The following is a 15063-nucleotide window of genomic DNA, read 5'->3' on the forward strand; positions in this document are numbered from 1 at the left end:
ATCGTATGAAGCTTCAAATTTAAGGCACCATTTTTGAAGCTTACGGTACCACATCAACAGATCTATTATGAAAACGCTACAGAAAATCGCAATTCCCGTTTCCCTGGGTATTTTGGGGCTGGTTATCTTAAACTCATGTTCCGTAGGAATTCCCAAGGGCGCAACAGCGGTACAGGATTTCGATGCCGAACAGTATCTGGGAAAATGGTATGAAATTGCCCGTTTTGATTACAGGTTTGAAAAAGATATGGATAATGTAACGGCTACTTATTCTAAAAATGAAGACGGAACCCTACGTGTTGCCAACAGAGGCTATAATTATGTGAAAAAAGAATGGAAAGAATCCATAGGTGAGGCCAGGTTTGTAAATGATCCGTCAGAAGCAAGGCTGAAGGTCTCATTCTTCAAGCCGATCTGGGCAGGATACAATGTCATTGACATCGATGATCATTACCAGTATGCTTTGGTTGTAGGAAACAGTGTGAAATACATCTGGATCCTTTCAAGGACAAAAGAGATTCCCGAAAATATCAGACAGAGATTCCTTGAAAAGGCAAAAAGTCTTGGTTATAATACCGGCGAGCTAATCTGGGTAAAACATAATTAAGTCTTACAAAGAGCAAAGCATCTCGTACAACAATAACACGAAGTCTGTCATTCCAACTGGATCTAATGCAAAGTTGTCTTAGATTTTTATGGAATGACGGACTTTATTTTTTCAGTTTAATCGCTTATACTCTTTCCATTCCTCAAACCGGTAATCAATTACCGGTTTCATCAGATCGTAATTTTCGTATGTATCCTCGATGTGGTAAAAGGTTTCATATTCATAGTCGTTTTCTTCAGCTTTGGTATCGAAAAGGTTTACATAGTCATCAGCAAATGAGCTGAACCGGGTCCCGAAATCCGTATCATCTTTATAATAGTCTTTCGCAAAGCTGTTTCCCATCGTATTTAAATCATGCTCGGAAAACTTTCCGTCCAGGAATTCCATTACAAACTCTGCACCGGTCATTTCCCTGCGCTTTACTGTTTCTATTTCCTCTTCGGCATCTTCTTTCAGTTCATCAGAAATTAGATCCTTATGGATACACCATTTCAGGAACATACCCGTGTGAGTAGCCCCGTTTTTCTCAGGAAGCCCTTCGGGAAAATCGCCTCCGTAATGCCAGGAAGCATCGTCATATTTAGACATACTTTAATTATAGTTTTAAACAATTTCATTCAAAAATATAAAAAATCAATTTATATTGCCCGGCAAAGAGAATTTTCCGTCATTTGTAAAAGAATTTTTTCGAATACTGACATATGAAAAATGCTGTTCTGATTACCATTGGCGACGAAATCCTTTCGGGGAATACAGTAGATACCAATTCAAATTTCATTGCTGCGGAGCTTAAAAATATAGGCATACAAGTTTCACAGATCTTTACTATTTCAGATGAGGTAGAAACCATTATAAAAACGATAAAAGTTGCTTTTGAAACGGGGGATGTGATCATCACCACAGGGGGGTTGGGCCCGACCAGGGATGACAAAACCAAGAAAGCCATTGCTGAATTCTTCAATGATGAGATTGCCCTGGATGAGGTCACCTTCAATCATCTGAAAGCTTACATGGAAAAGCGCGGCCGCCTGGAAATTCTGGAGCGCAACCGCGAGCAGGCTTTTGTTCCTACACGGTCTACGGTGTTTCAGAACCATTTCGGGACAGCACCCTGTATGATGATGGAGCAGGACGGGAAACTGCTGTTCAGCCTTCCGGGAGTTCCTTATGAAGTGAAGCCACTGATCAAAGACCAGATCATCCCTTATCTGCATAATAAATTCAGCCTGCATTATATTTCGACAAGAATTGTATCGGTAGTAGGGATTCCGGAAAGTATCCTTGCCGATACCATTGAAAGCTGGGAACTGGCTTTACCTGAAAACATTGCCTTATCTTATCTTCCCTTGGGAACCCGTGTCAAGCTGAGGCTTACAGCTACCGGAGAAAATGAACCCGTTCTGGAACAGCAGCTGGAAGATGAAATTCAGAAACTGCTTCCTTTGATCAGTGGTCATGTGATCGCCACCTCCGGTGATAAAATTGAAAAGATCCTGGCGGAAATCTTGGCGGAAAGAAAGCTGACGGTTTCTACGGCAGAAAGCTGTACCGGCGGCGAGCTGGCGAAAATGCTTACTTCAAACCCCGGCAGCTCGTCCTATTATATCGGTGGCATCGTGGCGTATGCAACAGACCGGAAAATCGATATTTTAAAAGTTCAGAAGGAAACCATTGATGAGTTTACTGTTGTCAGTGAGCAGGTGGCCACAGAAATGGCGGAAGGCTGCCAAAAATTATTCGACACCCGTATTGCTTTGTCTACCACCGGAGTGGCTGGCCCCGGAAAAGGGGAAGACGGCAAAGACGTCGGAACGGTTTTTTACAGCATCAGGATTGATGATCAGGTGGTGACTTCAAAATTGTACCTGCCGCATCTCGAAAGGCCGGATTTTATGTATTTTGTTTCACAGAAAATCCTTCAGGATCTGGTATCGCTTCTCATCAGCCACTGAGAATATATAGCCGGATCCAGAGCTGAACTTGATCATATTCAACACCGGAATCAATCCTACCGGGATAACGGGAGTGAAGCAACGCAATATGAACCATAGCCTCAAAGATTAAGGTTGACTGAATAGAAACGGACAGGCAAAAGAAATCAAGTTTCCTGATATTTGTGTAAAATTGTATTTGCTAAACGTAACAAATTTTAAAAATTATATACTTATTATATAAATTGTAATTAATAATGAAAAAATTAACGCTTTCTCTGCTTTTACTGGCAGGGATCTGTTCACAGAATGTGAGCGCACAGGCTACTGACAACGGCCTGGATCTTAGCCTGATGGATAAATCGGTTCGTCCGCAGGATGATTTTTATAACTATGTAAGCGGAACATGGATGAAAACCGCTAAGATTCCTTCCGACAAGCCAACCTGGGGAAGTTTCAATAAGCTGGCAGACGATACGGACAACAACTCCATGACCATTCTGAACTCTCTTCTAAAAGATAAATTCGCAGACAAAACGGAAGGTAAGAAAATTCAGGACCTGTACGCGACGTACATGAACATGCAGAAGAGAAATGCCGACGGGATCAAGCCTATCCAGGCAAACCTGAATAAGATCGATGCCATTAAAAACCTTGCTGACCTTCAGAATTACTTGATTTCCGTAACCAAAGACGGTGAAAATACATTCTACGGATGGGGCGTGGATGCCGACCTGAAAGACTCTAAAATGAATGCGGTGTATCTGGGTAACGCATCGCTTGGATTAGGAAGAGATTATTACCAAAAGGTCAATGAAAAAAATACGGAAGCGCTTGCAGAATATACGAAGTATGTAGCTTCTATGCTTAAAGAATTAGGCTATAAAAATGCTGATGCCGCTGCAAAAGGAATCGTGGATTATGAAAAAAGCATTGCACAGACCTATCTGACAAACGAACAGAGCCGTGATAATACCCTTCAGTATAATCCTGAAACCATGGCACAGCTTTCGGCATTGGTTAAAAATATTGACCTTCCGGGCTATCTTAAAAAAGTCGGGGTAAATGAAAATAAAGTAATCATCGGGGAACTGGGGTATTACAAAAACCTGGATAAATTTATCAGTACGCAGAACCTTCCGGTTATCAAAGATTACCTTAAATTTCATATGGTTCACGGAAGCGCTTCTTACCTGAGCGAAAAGTTGGGTGACATGAAGTTTGCCTTCTACGGTAAATATCTTAGAGGCCAACAGGAGCAGAGAGCCCTGAACAAAAGAGGATATGAACTGATCAACGGGACTTTAGGGGAAGCATTCGGAAAATTATATGTTGAAAAATATTTTCCGGCAGAGGCTAAAGCGCAGATGGTGGAGTTAATTGACTATTTAAAGAAAAGCTTTGCCGTCCATATCAATGGTTTGACCTGGATGTCTTCTACAACGAAGGTAAAAGCTATGGAAAAGCTGAATAAGTTTACGGTAAAAGTAGCCTATCCGGATAAATGGAAAGATTATTCCAAACTGGATATTGTTTCAGAAGCGAAAGGAGGAAATCTGTATTCCAATCTTCAGAACATCACAGAATGGCAGTATAACAAAGACCTTGCTAAGATCGGGAAGCCGGTAGATAAAACAGAATGGGGAATGACTCCTCAGACGGTTAATGCTTACTACAATCCGGTAAACAACGAAATCGTTTTCCCTGCTGCTATCCTTCAGCCGCCGTTCTTTAACCCTAAAGCAGATGCTGCTGTTAATTTCGGAGGCATCGGAGCGGTAATCGGCCACGAAATGAGCCACGGATTTGATGATTCAGGAGCACAGTTCGATGCAGACGGAAACCTGGTAGATTGGTGGACTCCTGAGGACAAAGCCAACTTCGAAAAAGCAACAAGAGCACTGGCTTCTCAATATGACAAATATGAGCCGGTAAAAGGTACCAACGTAAACGGAACTTTTACCAACGGTGAAAATATCGCTGACTTAGGAGGCGTAAACATTGCTTACGATGCCTTACAGATGTATCTTAAAGATAAAGGGAATCCGGGATCAATCAGCGGTTATACGCAGGATCAGAGATTCTTCCTGAGCTGGGCAACCGTTTGGAGAACATTATCAAGTGAGAAATACATGGTGAACCAGGTAAAAACAGATCCGCACTCTCCGGGTTATTTCAGAAGTTTCGGTCCTTTGACCAACGTTGATGCCTTCTATAAAGCATTTGATGTGAAAGAAGGAGACAAACTGTATAAAAAACCGGCAGACAGAATCAAAATCTGGTAATATAATATCTGTCAGAAAATAATAAACCGTTCAGCAATGAGCGGTTTTTTTTGTAAAAAACAAAGGATCAAAGATTTGGCAACCTGTGTGAAAAACGATAAAATCTTTGTTTTAGATACCAGACTTTTACCATTAATCATTTATCGGTGATAACTAATCATCATATTTCGTATATTTGATAAGTTTGTGTAAATCAAAAACAGTTCAATGAAAAAGTTAAATATCGGAATACTTGCCTTTTCCGGGCTTGTATTTTTAAATTCATGTGGTACAACGAAAACTGCAGGTACTCAGAAGCCTGAACCGATGAAAGAAGCAGTTGCAGAGCCGGTGAAAAAACAAGAAACAAGAGAAGAAGGGATCAATTTATCATATATGGATAAAAGCGTTCGTCCGCAGGATGACTTCTTTAGCTATGTCAATGGAAACTGGATAAAAACCACACAGATTCCTTCCGATAAAGCAAGCTGGGGATCTTTCAATGCATTAAGGGAAAATGTGGATGATGCTTCCCTGGATATTTTAAATAAAATTTTATCTGAAAGTTATACGGCAGGTTCCGAAGGAGAGAAGATCCAGAACCTGTATGCCTCTTTTATGGATACCGGTAAAAGGAATGCAGAAGGTCTGGCTCCGATAAAAACAGACCTGGCAAAGATTGATGTGATCAAAAACCTGAACGATCTTCAGAAATATCTGCTGGAAGCCACAAAATTGGATGACAATTCATTCTACGGATGGAGAGTGGGCGCAGATATGAAAAACTCCAAAATGAATGCAGTATATCTCGGCGGTCCGGACCTTGGCCTGGGCAGGGATTACTACCAGAAAGTAAACGAGGCCAATACGAAAACCTTAGCGGAATACCAGACATATGTCGGGAAATTATTCAGGGTTTTAGGATACAAAAATCCTGATGCTGCTTCAAAGAATGTTGTTGATTTTGAAAAGCAGCTGGCTAATTATCTTCTGACGCTGGAACAGAATAGGGATGCGAACTTAAGGTACAACCCGAAAAATGTATCCGAACTTTCCGCTTTGGTTAAGAATATCAATCTGGCACAATACCTGAAGGATGCTGGTGTGAATACCGATAAGGTCATCGTCGGGGAACTGAAATACTATCAGAATATGGACTCGTTCCTGACGCAGAAGAACCTTCCTTTGCTGAAAGATTATCTGAAATACCATCTGATCAACAGGAGTGCCAGCAATCTGGATGAAAAACTGGAACAGATCAGATTTGATTTCTATTCCAAATACCTCCAGGGGCAGAAAGAGCAGCGTCCGATGAACAAAAGAGGCCTTTCTCTCGTCAACAGTGTTCTCGGGGAAGCTTTCGGAAAACTCTACGTTGAGAAATATTTCACGCCTGAAGCAAAACAGCAGATGGAAACTTATATTGACTACATCCTGAAATCATTCAAAGCCCATATAAATGATATGGACTGGATGTCTCCGGCTACCAAAGTAAAAGCGCAGGAAAAATTGTCAAAGTTCACGGTTAAAATTGCCTATCCTGACAAATGGAAAGACTACAGCAACCTGAAAGTAGATGCCCCGAAACAGGGGGGCACATTATATTCCAACCTGCAGAATGTTTCCGCATGGCAGTACCAGAGAAGCCTTGATAAAATAGGGAAACCGGTGGACAGAATAGAATGGGGCATGACACCACAAACTGTGAATGCCTATTACAACGGATCCAATAATGAGATTGTGTTCCCGGCAGCGATCCTTCAGCCTCCGTTTTATAATCCGAAAGCTGATGCTGCCGTGAATTTCGGCGGAATCGGGGCGGTGATCGGCCACGAGATCTCCCACGGTTTTGATGACAGCGGGTCAAGATTTGATGGCAACGGTAACCTCAATAACTGGTGGACCGATGAAGACCGTAAAAACTTTGATGCAAAAGTCGGCCAGCTGGCAGCACAGTACAGTGCTTATGAACCGGTAAAAGGAAGCTTTGTCAACGGTAAATTCACCAGCGGTGAAAATATCGGGGACTTGGGGGGAGTAGCCGTGGCATATGATGCGCTTCAGATGTATCTCAAAGATCACGGGAATCCGGGATTAATCAGCGGCTTCACCCAGGACCAAAGATTCTTTATGAGCTGGGCAACGGTCTGGCGCACAAAATCCACCGATCAGTACATGACCAACCAGGTAAAGACGGACCCGCATTCTCCGGGTGCATTCAGAGCTTTCGGGCCATTGGTGAATCAGGATTCGTTCATCAAAGCATTTGATATCAAGCCTGGAGACAAAATGTATAAAGCACCTCAGGACAGAATAAAAATCTGGTAAACCGGACTGAAATTTACAGAATTTAAAAACGCATCAGAAATGGTGCGTTTTTATTTTATTTTCCCTAGCTTAGTAAGAGGTAAAAATATTGATATGATTGATATTTTAACGAATTATTAAATATTTTAATAAAAACCTTGACAAAATTTTTTATGTTACAGTTTTTTTTTAAATTTAAACATTGGATTGGTCAGCTATTTGATGCTGATAAAAACAATTCACACCAACATATAACATCTCAAAATAACAATAATATGGCAATGTTTAATTATGGCGTTGGCGGAAACGAAATAAAAGTGGACGCTAATGAAGCTATTCAGAACATACAGGAAAATAAATCGCTGATTGTAAGCCAGCTTACCACCGACGAATCTTATGTACCTGAAATTGTGACCGGATTAAAAACGATGGATGACGTCTTCAGACATTTCCAGCCTTCTGTGAACGTACAGCACGAAACGGAAGACGGCAATGTGGTGCAAGAAGAATTCCGTTTTCAGAGTCTTGGCGACTTCACCCCGAAAAGTCTAACCCAGAAATCAGATTATTTACAGCAGCTCAGCATGGAACAGGAACAGTACAATAAAATTGTCCGCCAGCTGAAAACCAATAAAATTCTTCGGAATATGCTGGAAAATGATCAGACCAGGGCTGCATTTGTCGAAGTATTAAAAGAAGTGGCACAAGAACTTGAAAAATAATCTAAAGACGTTACATTAATCATGGATAGTAAATTACAGGCAGCTGAAAACCAGCAACCGCAGGGACAGCAGCAACATGCAGGTCAGCAAAAAGGTAATCCGGTTGCCGAACTCAATAAAATAGGAGGTTTCGGTTTTGTGGAATCCGTTGTAGACGGGATCGCCAATATGAATCCGACGAGAAAAGCCAGGAAAGAAATTTTCCTTACCGACAGCAATAAAACAGAAGAACGAAAGGAACTGCTTCAAAAAATAAATCTTTGGGTAAATCTTCTGGAAGGAAACGAATCTGCAGATAAAATGGCAGACCTATGCAAAAGCAAAGCACATTCCGCAGAGCAGAATTTAAAACTTAATTTAAAAAATACACTTGATACCGTTCGTGATCTGGAAACCAACTACAGAACGGTTGCTCAGTTTTACAAAAATACCGAACTGGATAAAGTTGACAACGTAAGTATTGTCAATGCAAGCCTTAATCAGGTTGCAGACCTTGATAATCCTGTTTTCATTGACGCAATCGCAGAAGAGTTTAAAAATTACTATGACCGTCTGGATCTTAGGGATAATTATTCTATTCTTGCGATTCCGGGATATCTGGGATCCAATAAAGTAATCGAAAAATGGGCGAAGATCTGTAATGAGAACAAAGTGATGATGGTCACGGATTTCGCTAATCTTGATAAGCCGGATGATGTTGTAGACTTATTCCATTCAGCAAACCTTACAGGCGGTGAACTGCACAGAAGTAATGTTATTATGACGTGTAACTGGCTGGTAGGACGTGGTAGAGCGGAGGAAATAGGAGAAGAGGAAAACGTAGAGCTTCCGCCTTCCACCTCATTGGCCGGAAAAATCCATAAAACACTGATGTCCCAGGTGGCAGCAGGTAAAAAGCACGGGAATATCAACGAAGTGGATGCTGTAAAATTTGAACTTAAAAAGAGCGAAATCTCCCAGCTTGAAAAGATGGGATTGGTCCCTATGGTGAACGAATACGGGAAGATCATGGCTTTCTCTGCGAAAACATTATTTACAGGGGATAACATCGGTCTTCAGACTTATTCCGTAGTCCGCGTATTCGATTATGTAACCAAAGTATTGCTGGACTTCCTGAACAGAAGGGCGTTCGAAAACTGGAACGCAAAAAATGAGGATGATTTAAGAAGACAGGTGGTTCAGTTCCTGGATAATATCAAAGGACCGGATAAACTGATCGAGAAATTCAAGATCGTCCGTTTCGAGCAGGACAGGGTCAACAAAGACAGAGTATGGCTGGACATCCGCCTGACCCCTTATTTTCCTACAAAAAGTTTTGTCATTAAACTTGACGGACACAAGGGAGATGACGGCAACGAATGGGATGCAGAATATACACAGGAATAAAAAAATATTTATCAATAAAAACCGATGCATTTCAACATCGGTTTTTTTCTACCAAATCATTAAGATAATCAATATGAAAAGAGGGCTATTCTTTTTACCGATGCTTTTCATGACTTTTTCAATAAGCTGTGAAGATAAGAAGCTTCAGAATGAGCACAGGATCGACCTTTTCGCAGACGAAAGACACGAAGGGACCGCTTACATTATGAATGAGCAGGAATGTTTTGATGCAAGCGATATGGTGGTTTCCGCCTCAGATGTAAAATTGGTCGACAGTTCTTCCGGGCGCGGTCCGTCTGTTTTTATCTATAAAATCAATTCGGGAGAAGTATTGAAAACAACCAGGGATTCTATTGTGGCCTTTCCGGTTCAGATACTGTCTAACCAAAGGCTGAAATTGAAAACCGGGCCCATGTATATGTATCTTAAAAAGCTGCAGGGGTATCCCTTCATTGCCAAAGAGAAGCATCTTAAATACCAATGGCTGAAAGCTGCCCCGGTTTATTCAGTAAAAGAAAAAGATTAAATTTATCTTATCTTTGCGCATATAAATGAGATGGCTTTTTGGAAAAGATAAAAGAAGATTCGGGCTTTCAGCACATAGGAAATAAACTCCTGGTATGGTATAAGACCAATGCCAGGGACCTGCCGTTCAGGCAAACCAAAGATCCTTACAAGATCTGGATCTGTGAAATTGTTTTTCAGCAGACCAGGATCAGCCATGGTCTCAGCCACTACAATAATTTCGTCGGGAGGTTCCCGGATGTGAAAACTTTGGCAGAAGCTGAGGAGGATGAGGTTCTGCTTTACTGGAAAGGCCTGGGATACTATTCAAGAGCTATTAATATTCATAAGGCTGCACAACAGATCATGAATGAGTATCATGGAACTTTTCCGGATAAGTATGAAGAGATTTTAAAACTGAAAGGCATAGGAAAATATACCGCAGCAGCGGTTTCCAGTATTTGTTTTGACAGCAGGATGCCGGCCGTTGACGGTAATTTTTACCGTGTTCTGAGCCGTGTCTTTGCCGACGATTTTGATATTTCCGGCTCACGGGCATTTACTTATTTCTCAGAATTGGCAAATCTGGTTCTTCCCGAAAATGTCGGGGACTTCAATCAGGCCATGATGGATCTGGGCTCGGAAATCTGCAAACCGAAAAACCCGCTCTGCCATGAATGCCCTTTGCAGGAAGACTGTCTGGCCTTTTCGCTGAACCGGGTTTCGGAATTTCCGGTAAAAACAAAAAAAACACAGGCCAAGGACCTTCATCTCAAATATTATTTTGTCCACAGGAACGGGCAGTTTTTGATTCAGCAGAGAAAAGATGATTTCATCTGGAAAAAGTTATTTGAATTCCTTCCTGAAATTCCGGAAGCACTGATGCCTTATATCCGGAGTGTAAGAACGCTGGGCCACAAACTGACCCATAAGAATTTAACCATCGAAATTTTTAATGTTGAAGTGGATTCTGAATCGGTCTGGGAAAATTTCATTGCCGAAAATCAGTATATCATTACCGATGATGCCGGCTCACATCAGAAGTCGTTCCCGAAACCTTTGGAAAATTACATCAGGAGTAAGAACGAGGAATTGTTTTTTTGATCATAAATCTATAATCGGTCGCTGAACTGAAAATTTATTCAGGTTTAAAAATCAGAATATAATTTTAAATGCCGGGCAAAATTTACCTTAAAACGGGGCGTGGTAACTTTGGTTTGGCATTTAAACCCCCTGAAATCCTGAAATTTGTCCCGTGAAATCTGAAATCTAATTTGTACTTTTGCAAAATGTTTAAAAATGCCCTTTTTGTTTTTGCAGCCCTATTTCTGATATCCTGCGGAAAAGATCCTGTACCGAAGCCTTACGGGGAACTTCGTCTGGAATATCCGGCACCGAAATATCAGAAATTTGACAAAAACTGTTCTTATACTTTTGAATATTCCGATTTTGCAAAAATGACAGATGCCAAAAGGCCCTGCTGGTATTACCTGAACTACCCCAAAATGAAAGCTAAGATTTTTGTAACGTATTACCCGATACAGAATGACTTTGCCGATCATATTAAGGAAGCTGAAAAGATGGTGTATGAACATACCATTAAGGCCAGTGCCATCGATACCAAATCTTTTGAATACCCTGGTAAAAAAGTCTATGGGAACTTTTACGAGCTGAAAGGGCAGAGTGCATCGAACCTGCAATTCTATATTACAGACAGCACAAAACATTTTGTGACGGCTTATTTATACTTTAATACGAGACCAAAACCTGATTCCCTGGCCCCTGCAGTAAATTATATCAAAAAAGATATGATGCACCTGCTGGATACCTTTGAATGGAAAAATTAATTTACTTTTAATATACTTTGAAAAAAATATGAAACTTTTAGTTGTAGGAAGTGTTGCATTTGATGCTATTGAAACGCCGTTCGGCAAAACAGATAAAATTTTAGGAGGTGCCGCTACGTATATCGGGATCACGTCATCCGTTTTAGGCGTAAAATCAGGAATTGTTTCCGTAGTGGGAGGGGATTTCCCGCAGGAGCACCTTGATATGTTTACAGACAGAGATATCAACATTGAAGGAATCGAGATCGTAAAAGAAGGCAAGACCTTCTTCTGGTCCGGAAAATACCACAATGATTTAAATACAAGAGATACCTTAGCGACGGAAGTGAACGTTCTGGAAAACTTCGATCCTAAAATTCCCGAATCTATGCAGGATGCGGAAATTCTGCTTTTAGGAAACCTTCATCCGGGTGTGCAGCTTTCGGTACTTGAAAAAATGCACAGCCGTCCGAAACTTGTCATCCTTGATACGATGAACTTCTGGATGGACAGTGCCTGGGATATTCTGATGGACATGATTGCCAAAACCGATGTGATCACCATCAACGATGAAGAGGCAAGGCAGCTTTCCGGAGAATATTCTCTGGTAAAAGCAGCCAAGAAGATCCACACGATGGGCCCAGAATATGTAATTATCAAGAAAGGGGAGCACGGTGCTTTGCTTTTCCATGACGGTAAGGTGTTCGCCATTCCTGCGCTTCCGCTTGAAGAAGTTTTTGATCCTACCGGGGCAGGAGATACTTTTGCCGGAGGTTTTGCCGCTTACCTGGCTAAAAAAGGGAAAACCGATTTTGCAACCATGAAGTCTGCATTAATCGTAGGTTCTGCGATGGCTTCTTTTACGGTTGAAAAATTCGGGACGGAAAGAATTCAGGAAGTTAATGAAAAGGATATGTTCGAAAGACTGAGACAGTTTAAGGAACTGACAACTTTTGATATAGAACTCCAGTAAATGCCTCTTTTTAAGAAATATTTATAATAAAAAATTTAGTGTAATTCATTAAGAATTCTAAATTTGCAACTTGTTTAAAATAGTAAAATGACAAATAAACTTAAGATCACTTTTCTTTTTGGAATTTTCATCATGATGATGGGGGCCAATACCATGAAAGCCCAGCTGAAGCAGGGAGATCTCATCGATGGTATTGCTGCAGTAATCGGTGATGAAATTGTTTTGGAATCTGATGTGAACGAGCAGATGAATTATGCAAAACAGCAGGGAGCGTCCAATATTGATAAGTGTGAGTTTCTGGAAAACCTTCTGAACAATAAGCTTCTGGTCTATGAAGCCAAAAAAGATACTTTAATTGATAACCGTTCCGCAGCAATCAAGGAACAGGCCAATGCAAAATACCAGCAGCTTCTTTCCCAGTTTCCTGATGAGAAGGCAATGCTTACTGCCTATAAGTTCAGAAACGGCTATGAAATGAAAAATGCGATCGAGAAAATCGATACCGATCAGTATTACGGCCAGGCTAAATACCAGAGGATTACCGAGAAGGCAGATGTTACGCCTAACGAAGTAACCGATTTTTACAGTCTGTATAAAGCCCAGCTTCCTGAAATCAAGGATGAAGTATCATTGTCACAGATCATGATGTTCCCGAAGCTTACGGAGGCCCATAAGCAGGACCTGATCAACAGGCTTAATAAAATCAAGAAAGACATACAGGGAGGGGAAACTTTTGAAAGCCAGGCCAGAATTTATTCTGAAGATCCGGGCTCAGCTTCCAACGGCGGACTGATGAAGAATATTTCAAAGGGGCAGATGGTAAAACCTTTCGAGGCGGCGGCACTGAACCTTCAGGAAGGGGAAATGTCCGATCCTGTAGAATCTGAATTCGGTTATCACCTTATCCAGCTGGTTAAGAAATCAGGGAAAATATACGAAGCAAGGCATATTCTTCTAATGGCAACGCCTACCGATGACGAAGTGAAAACGGCAAGAATAAAGCTTGACAGTATCAGAGGACTGGTCCAAAGCGGAAAACTAACCTTTAAAGACGCAGCCTTTAAGTTCTCCGATGATAAAAAGACGAAGTTTAACGCCGGCGTCATTCCCGGATCTGACGGCTCCAATAAGATCGAAAGAGAAACCGTTCCCGGAACCATCAGCTACGAGCTGGCGGGCTTAAATAAAGGCGATATTACCAATGCTTTTGATGATGAAGATGAAAGGAAGAGGAAAGTGGTGAAAATCGTAAAAGTTGAAGATGTGATTCCTGCCCACCAAATTACTTTGGAAACCGATTATGACAGGATCAAGCAGATGGCACTCAATAAAAAAAGGAATGAAATGGTTGAAAAGTTTGTCAGTTCAAGACTGCCAACCACCTTTGTTTCGATTGACGGCCGCTACGATTCATGCAGCTTAAAAGGAAGCTGGAAGAAAGACTCGGTTAAAAAATAAAATCATAAACCTTCAGAATATCTGGAGGTTTTTTTATGCCTGAGCGTCCCGTTACGTCGTAGTTTTTAGTATTTTTACGGCATGAGCAATTTTATAGATTTTAATTCGGCTAAAAAACTTCATGACATGCAGCACAGTCAAAATAGAATTACCCGGCTGTTCAGTATTCAATATCCGGTGATTCAGGCGGGGATGATCTGGCATTCGGGCTGGAAGCTGGCTTCATCGGTTTCCAATTGCGGGGGCCTTGGCCTGATCGGCGCAGGCAGTATGTATCCTGATATCTTAAGGGAAAACATCCGGAAATGTAAGCAGGCTACCGACAAGCCTTTCGGTGTCAATGTCCCGATGCTGTATCCCAATCTGGATGAAGTCATTCAGATCATTCTGGAAGAAGGTGTAAACATTGTTTTTACATCCGCTGGGAACCCGAAGACCTATACAGAAACTTTACAAAAAGAAGGATTAAAAGTAGCCCACGTCGTATCTTCTACCAAATTTGCCATGAAATGCGAGGAGGCAGGCGTTGATGCCATAGTTGCCGAAGGATTTGAAGCGGGCGGCCACAACGGAAGAGACGAAACCACAACGTTCTGCCTGATTCCCAATGTTAAAAAGCATATCACAAAACCACTGATTGCAGCCGGTGGAATTGCTCTCGGTTCCCAAATGAAAGCTGCCATGATTCTCGGAGCCGACGGTGTGCAGATCGGTTCCCGTTTTGCCGCAACCGTTGAAGCCAGTGCACACGATAACTGGAAACAAAAAATTACGGAACTTCAGGAAGGCGACACCCATTTAACACTAAAAGAACTCGCCCCCGTAAGAATGGTGAAAAACAAGTTCTTTAATGAACTGGAAGACATTTATACGGCAGGAAGTAATAAAGACTCCCTGATCGCTTCTTTGGGCCGGGCAAGGGCAAAGCGCGGCATGTTCGAAGGCGATATGGAAGAAGGCGAACTGGAGATCGGGCAGGTGTCTGCTTTAATTGATGAAGTGCTTCCTGTGGACACGGTATTTCGGAATTTACTGAAAGAATTTAACGAAGCAGGCAATCCCGGATTATAATAAAGAGGTACTGA

The 15063-nt window shown here is 41.6% G+C and carries 13 protein-coding genes; 12 read left to right on the plus strand and 1 reads right to left on the minus strand.

Features of this window, described 5'->3' with window-relative positions; all coding sequences use genetic code 11:
* Positions 1-67 precede the first annotated feature (67 nt).
* Positions 68-607 (plus strand): lipocalin family protein, encoded by a 540-nt coding sequence (locus H561_RS0114975; RefSeq protein ID WP_027387755.1) that lies wholly within the window; start codon positions 68-70, stop codon positions 605-607.
* 111 nt (positions 608-718) lie between these two features.
* Here the strand turns inward: H561_RS0114975 and H561_RS0114980 are convergent, their stop codons facing one another.
* Entirely contained in the window at positions 719-1195 is a 477-nt protein-coding gene (locus tag H561_RS0114980; protein ID WP_027387756.1) for a DUF7832 domain-containing protein, read from the minus strand.
* Positions 1196-1308: 113 nt separating this feature from the next.
* Here H561_RS0114980 and H561_RS0114985 point away from each other — a divergent pair, with 113 nt between their 5' ends.
* From H561_RS0114985 to H561_RS0115035, 11 genes are all read left to right on the plus strand, one after another.
* Entirely contained in the window at positions 1309-2559 is a 1251-nt protein-coding gene (locus H561_RS0114985) for a CinA family nicotinamide mononucleotide deamidase-related protein (protein ID WP_027387757.1), read from the plus strand.
* A gap of 236 nt (positions 2560-2795) precedes the next feature.
* Positions 2796-4823, plus strand: a complete 2028-nt coding sequence (locus H561_RS0114990; RefSeq protein ID WP_027387758.1) for a M13 family metallopeptidase — start codon at positions 2796-2798, stop codon at positions 4821-4823.
* Positions 4824-5030: 207 nt separating this feature from the next.
* Positions 5031-7130: a M13 family metallopeptidase gene (locus H561_RS0114995; protein ID WP_027387759.1), complete on the plus strand. Its 2100-nt coding sequence runs from the start codon at positions 5031-5033 to the stop codon at positions 7128-7130.
* Positions 7131-7384: 254 nt separating this feature from the next.
* On the plus strand, positions 7385-7831 hold the full coding sequence (locus H561_RS0115000) for a type VI secretion system contractile sheath small subunit (protein ID WP_027387760.1): 447 nt from the start codon (positions 7385-7387) through the stop codon (positions 7829-7831).
* Positions 7832-7852: 21 nt separating this feature from the next.
* Complete coding sequence (locus tag H561_RS0115005; protein ID WP_027387761.1) at positions 7853-9217, plus strand: DUF5458 family protein; 1365 nt, start codon at positions 7853-7855, stop codon at positions 9215-9217.
* 73 nt (positions 9218-9290) lie between these two features.
* On the plus strand, positions 9291-9743 hold the full coding sequence (locus H561_RS0115010; protein WP_228372279.1) for a hypothetical protein: 453 nt from the start codon (positions 9291-9293) through the stop codon (positions 9741-9743).
* Positions 9744-9781: 38 nt separating this feature from the next.
* Positions 9782-10825 (plus strand): A/G-specific adenine glycosylase, encoded by a 1044-nt coding sequence (gene mutY / locus H561_RS0115015; protein WP_027387763.1) that lies wholly within the window; start codon positions 9782-9784, stop codon positions 10823-10825.
* A 185-nt stretch (positions 10826-11010) separates the two neighbouring features.
* Entirely contained in the window at positions 11011-11568 is a 558-nt protein-coding gene (gene gldD, locus H561_RS0115020) for a gliding motility lipoprotein GldD (RefSeq protein WP_027387764.1), read from the plus strand.
* 28 nt (positions 11569-11596) lie between these two features.
* On the plus strand, positions 11597-12520 hold the full coding sequence (locus tag H561_RS0115025) for a PfkB family carbohydrate kinase (protein ID WP_027387765.1): 924 nt from the start codon (positions 11597-11599) through the stop codon (positions 12518-12520).
* A gap of 87 nt (positions 12521-12607) precedes the next feature.
* A complete protein-coding gene (locus H561_RS0115030) occupies positions 12608-13978 on the plus strand; it encodes a peptidylprolyl isomerase (protein WP_027387766.1) in 1371 nt (456 codons plus the stop codon).
* Positions 13979-14059: 81 nt separating this feature from the next.
* Positions 14060-15049 carry an NAD(P)H-dependent flavin oxidoreductase gene (locus H561_RS0115035; RefSeq protein ID WP_228372280.1) on the plus strand — a complete coding sequence of 330 codons (990 nt, stop codon included), beginning with the start codon at positions 14060-14062 and terminating at the stop codon, positions 15047-15049.
* Positions 15050-15063: the final 14 nt, after the last annotated feature.

Source organism: Chryseobacterium gregarium DSM 19109, assembly GCF_000430845.1.
Lineage (GTDB): Bacteria > Bacteroidota > Bacteroidia > Flavobacteriales > Weeksellaceae > Chryseobacterium > Chryseobacterium gregarium.

Coding starts and splice junctions, on each gene's coding strand:
- H561_RS0114990 (WP_027387758.1), top strand. CDS start 2,796: ATGAAAAAATTAACGCTTTCTCTGCTTTTACTGGCAGGGATCTGTTCA.
- H561_RS0115025 (WP_027387765.1), top strand. CDS start 11,597: ATGAAACTTTTAGTTGTAGGAAGTGTTGCATTTGATGCTATTGAAACG.
- H561_RS0115000 (WP_027387760.1), top strand. CDS start 7,385: ATGGCAATGTTTAATTATGGCGTTGGCGGAAACGAAATAAAAGTGGAC.
- H561_RS0114980 (WP_027387756.1), bottom strand. CDS start 1,195: ATGTCTAAATATGACGATGCTTCCTGGCATTACGGAGGCGATTTTCCC.
- gldD (WP_027387764.1), top strand. CDS start 11,011: ATGTTTAAAAATGCCCTTTTTGTTTTTGCAGCCCTATTTCTGATATCC.
- H561_RS0115005 (WP_027387761.1), top strand. CDS start 7,853: ATGGATAGTAAATTACAGGCAGCTGAAAACCAGCAACCGCAGGGACAG.
- H561_RS0114995 (WP_027387759.1), top strand. CDS start 5,031: ATGAAAAAGTTAAATATCGGAATACTTGCCTTTTCCGGGCTTGTATTT.
- H561_RS0115035 (WP_228372280.1), top strand. CDS start 14,060: ATGAGCAATTTTATAGATTTTAATTCGGCTAAAAAACTTCATGACATG.
- H561_RS0115010 (WP_228372279.1), top strand. CDS start 9,291: ATGAAAAGAGGGCTATTCTTTTTACCGATGCTTTTCATGACTTTTTCA.
- H561_RS0114975 (WP_027387755.1), top strand. CDS start 68: ATGAAAACGCTACAGAAAATCGCAATTCCCGTTTCCCTGGGTATTTTG.
- H561_RS0115030 (WP_027387766.1), top strand. CDS start 12,608: ATGACAAATAAACTTAAGATCACTTTTCTTTTTGGAATTTTCATCATG.
- H561_RS0114985 (WP_027387757.1), top strand. CDS start 1,309: ATGAAAAATGCTGTTCTGATTACCATTGGCGACGAAATCCTTTCGGGG.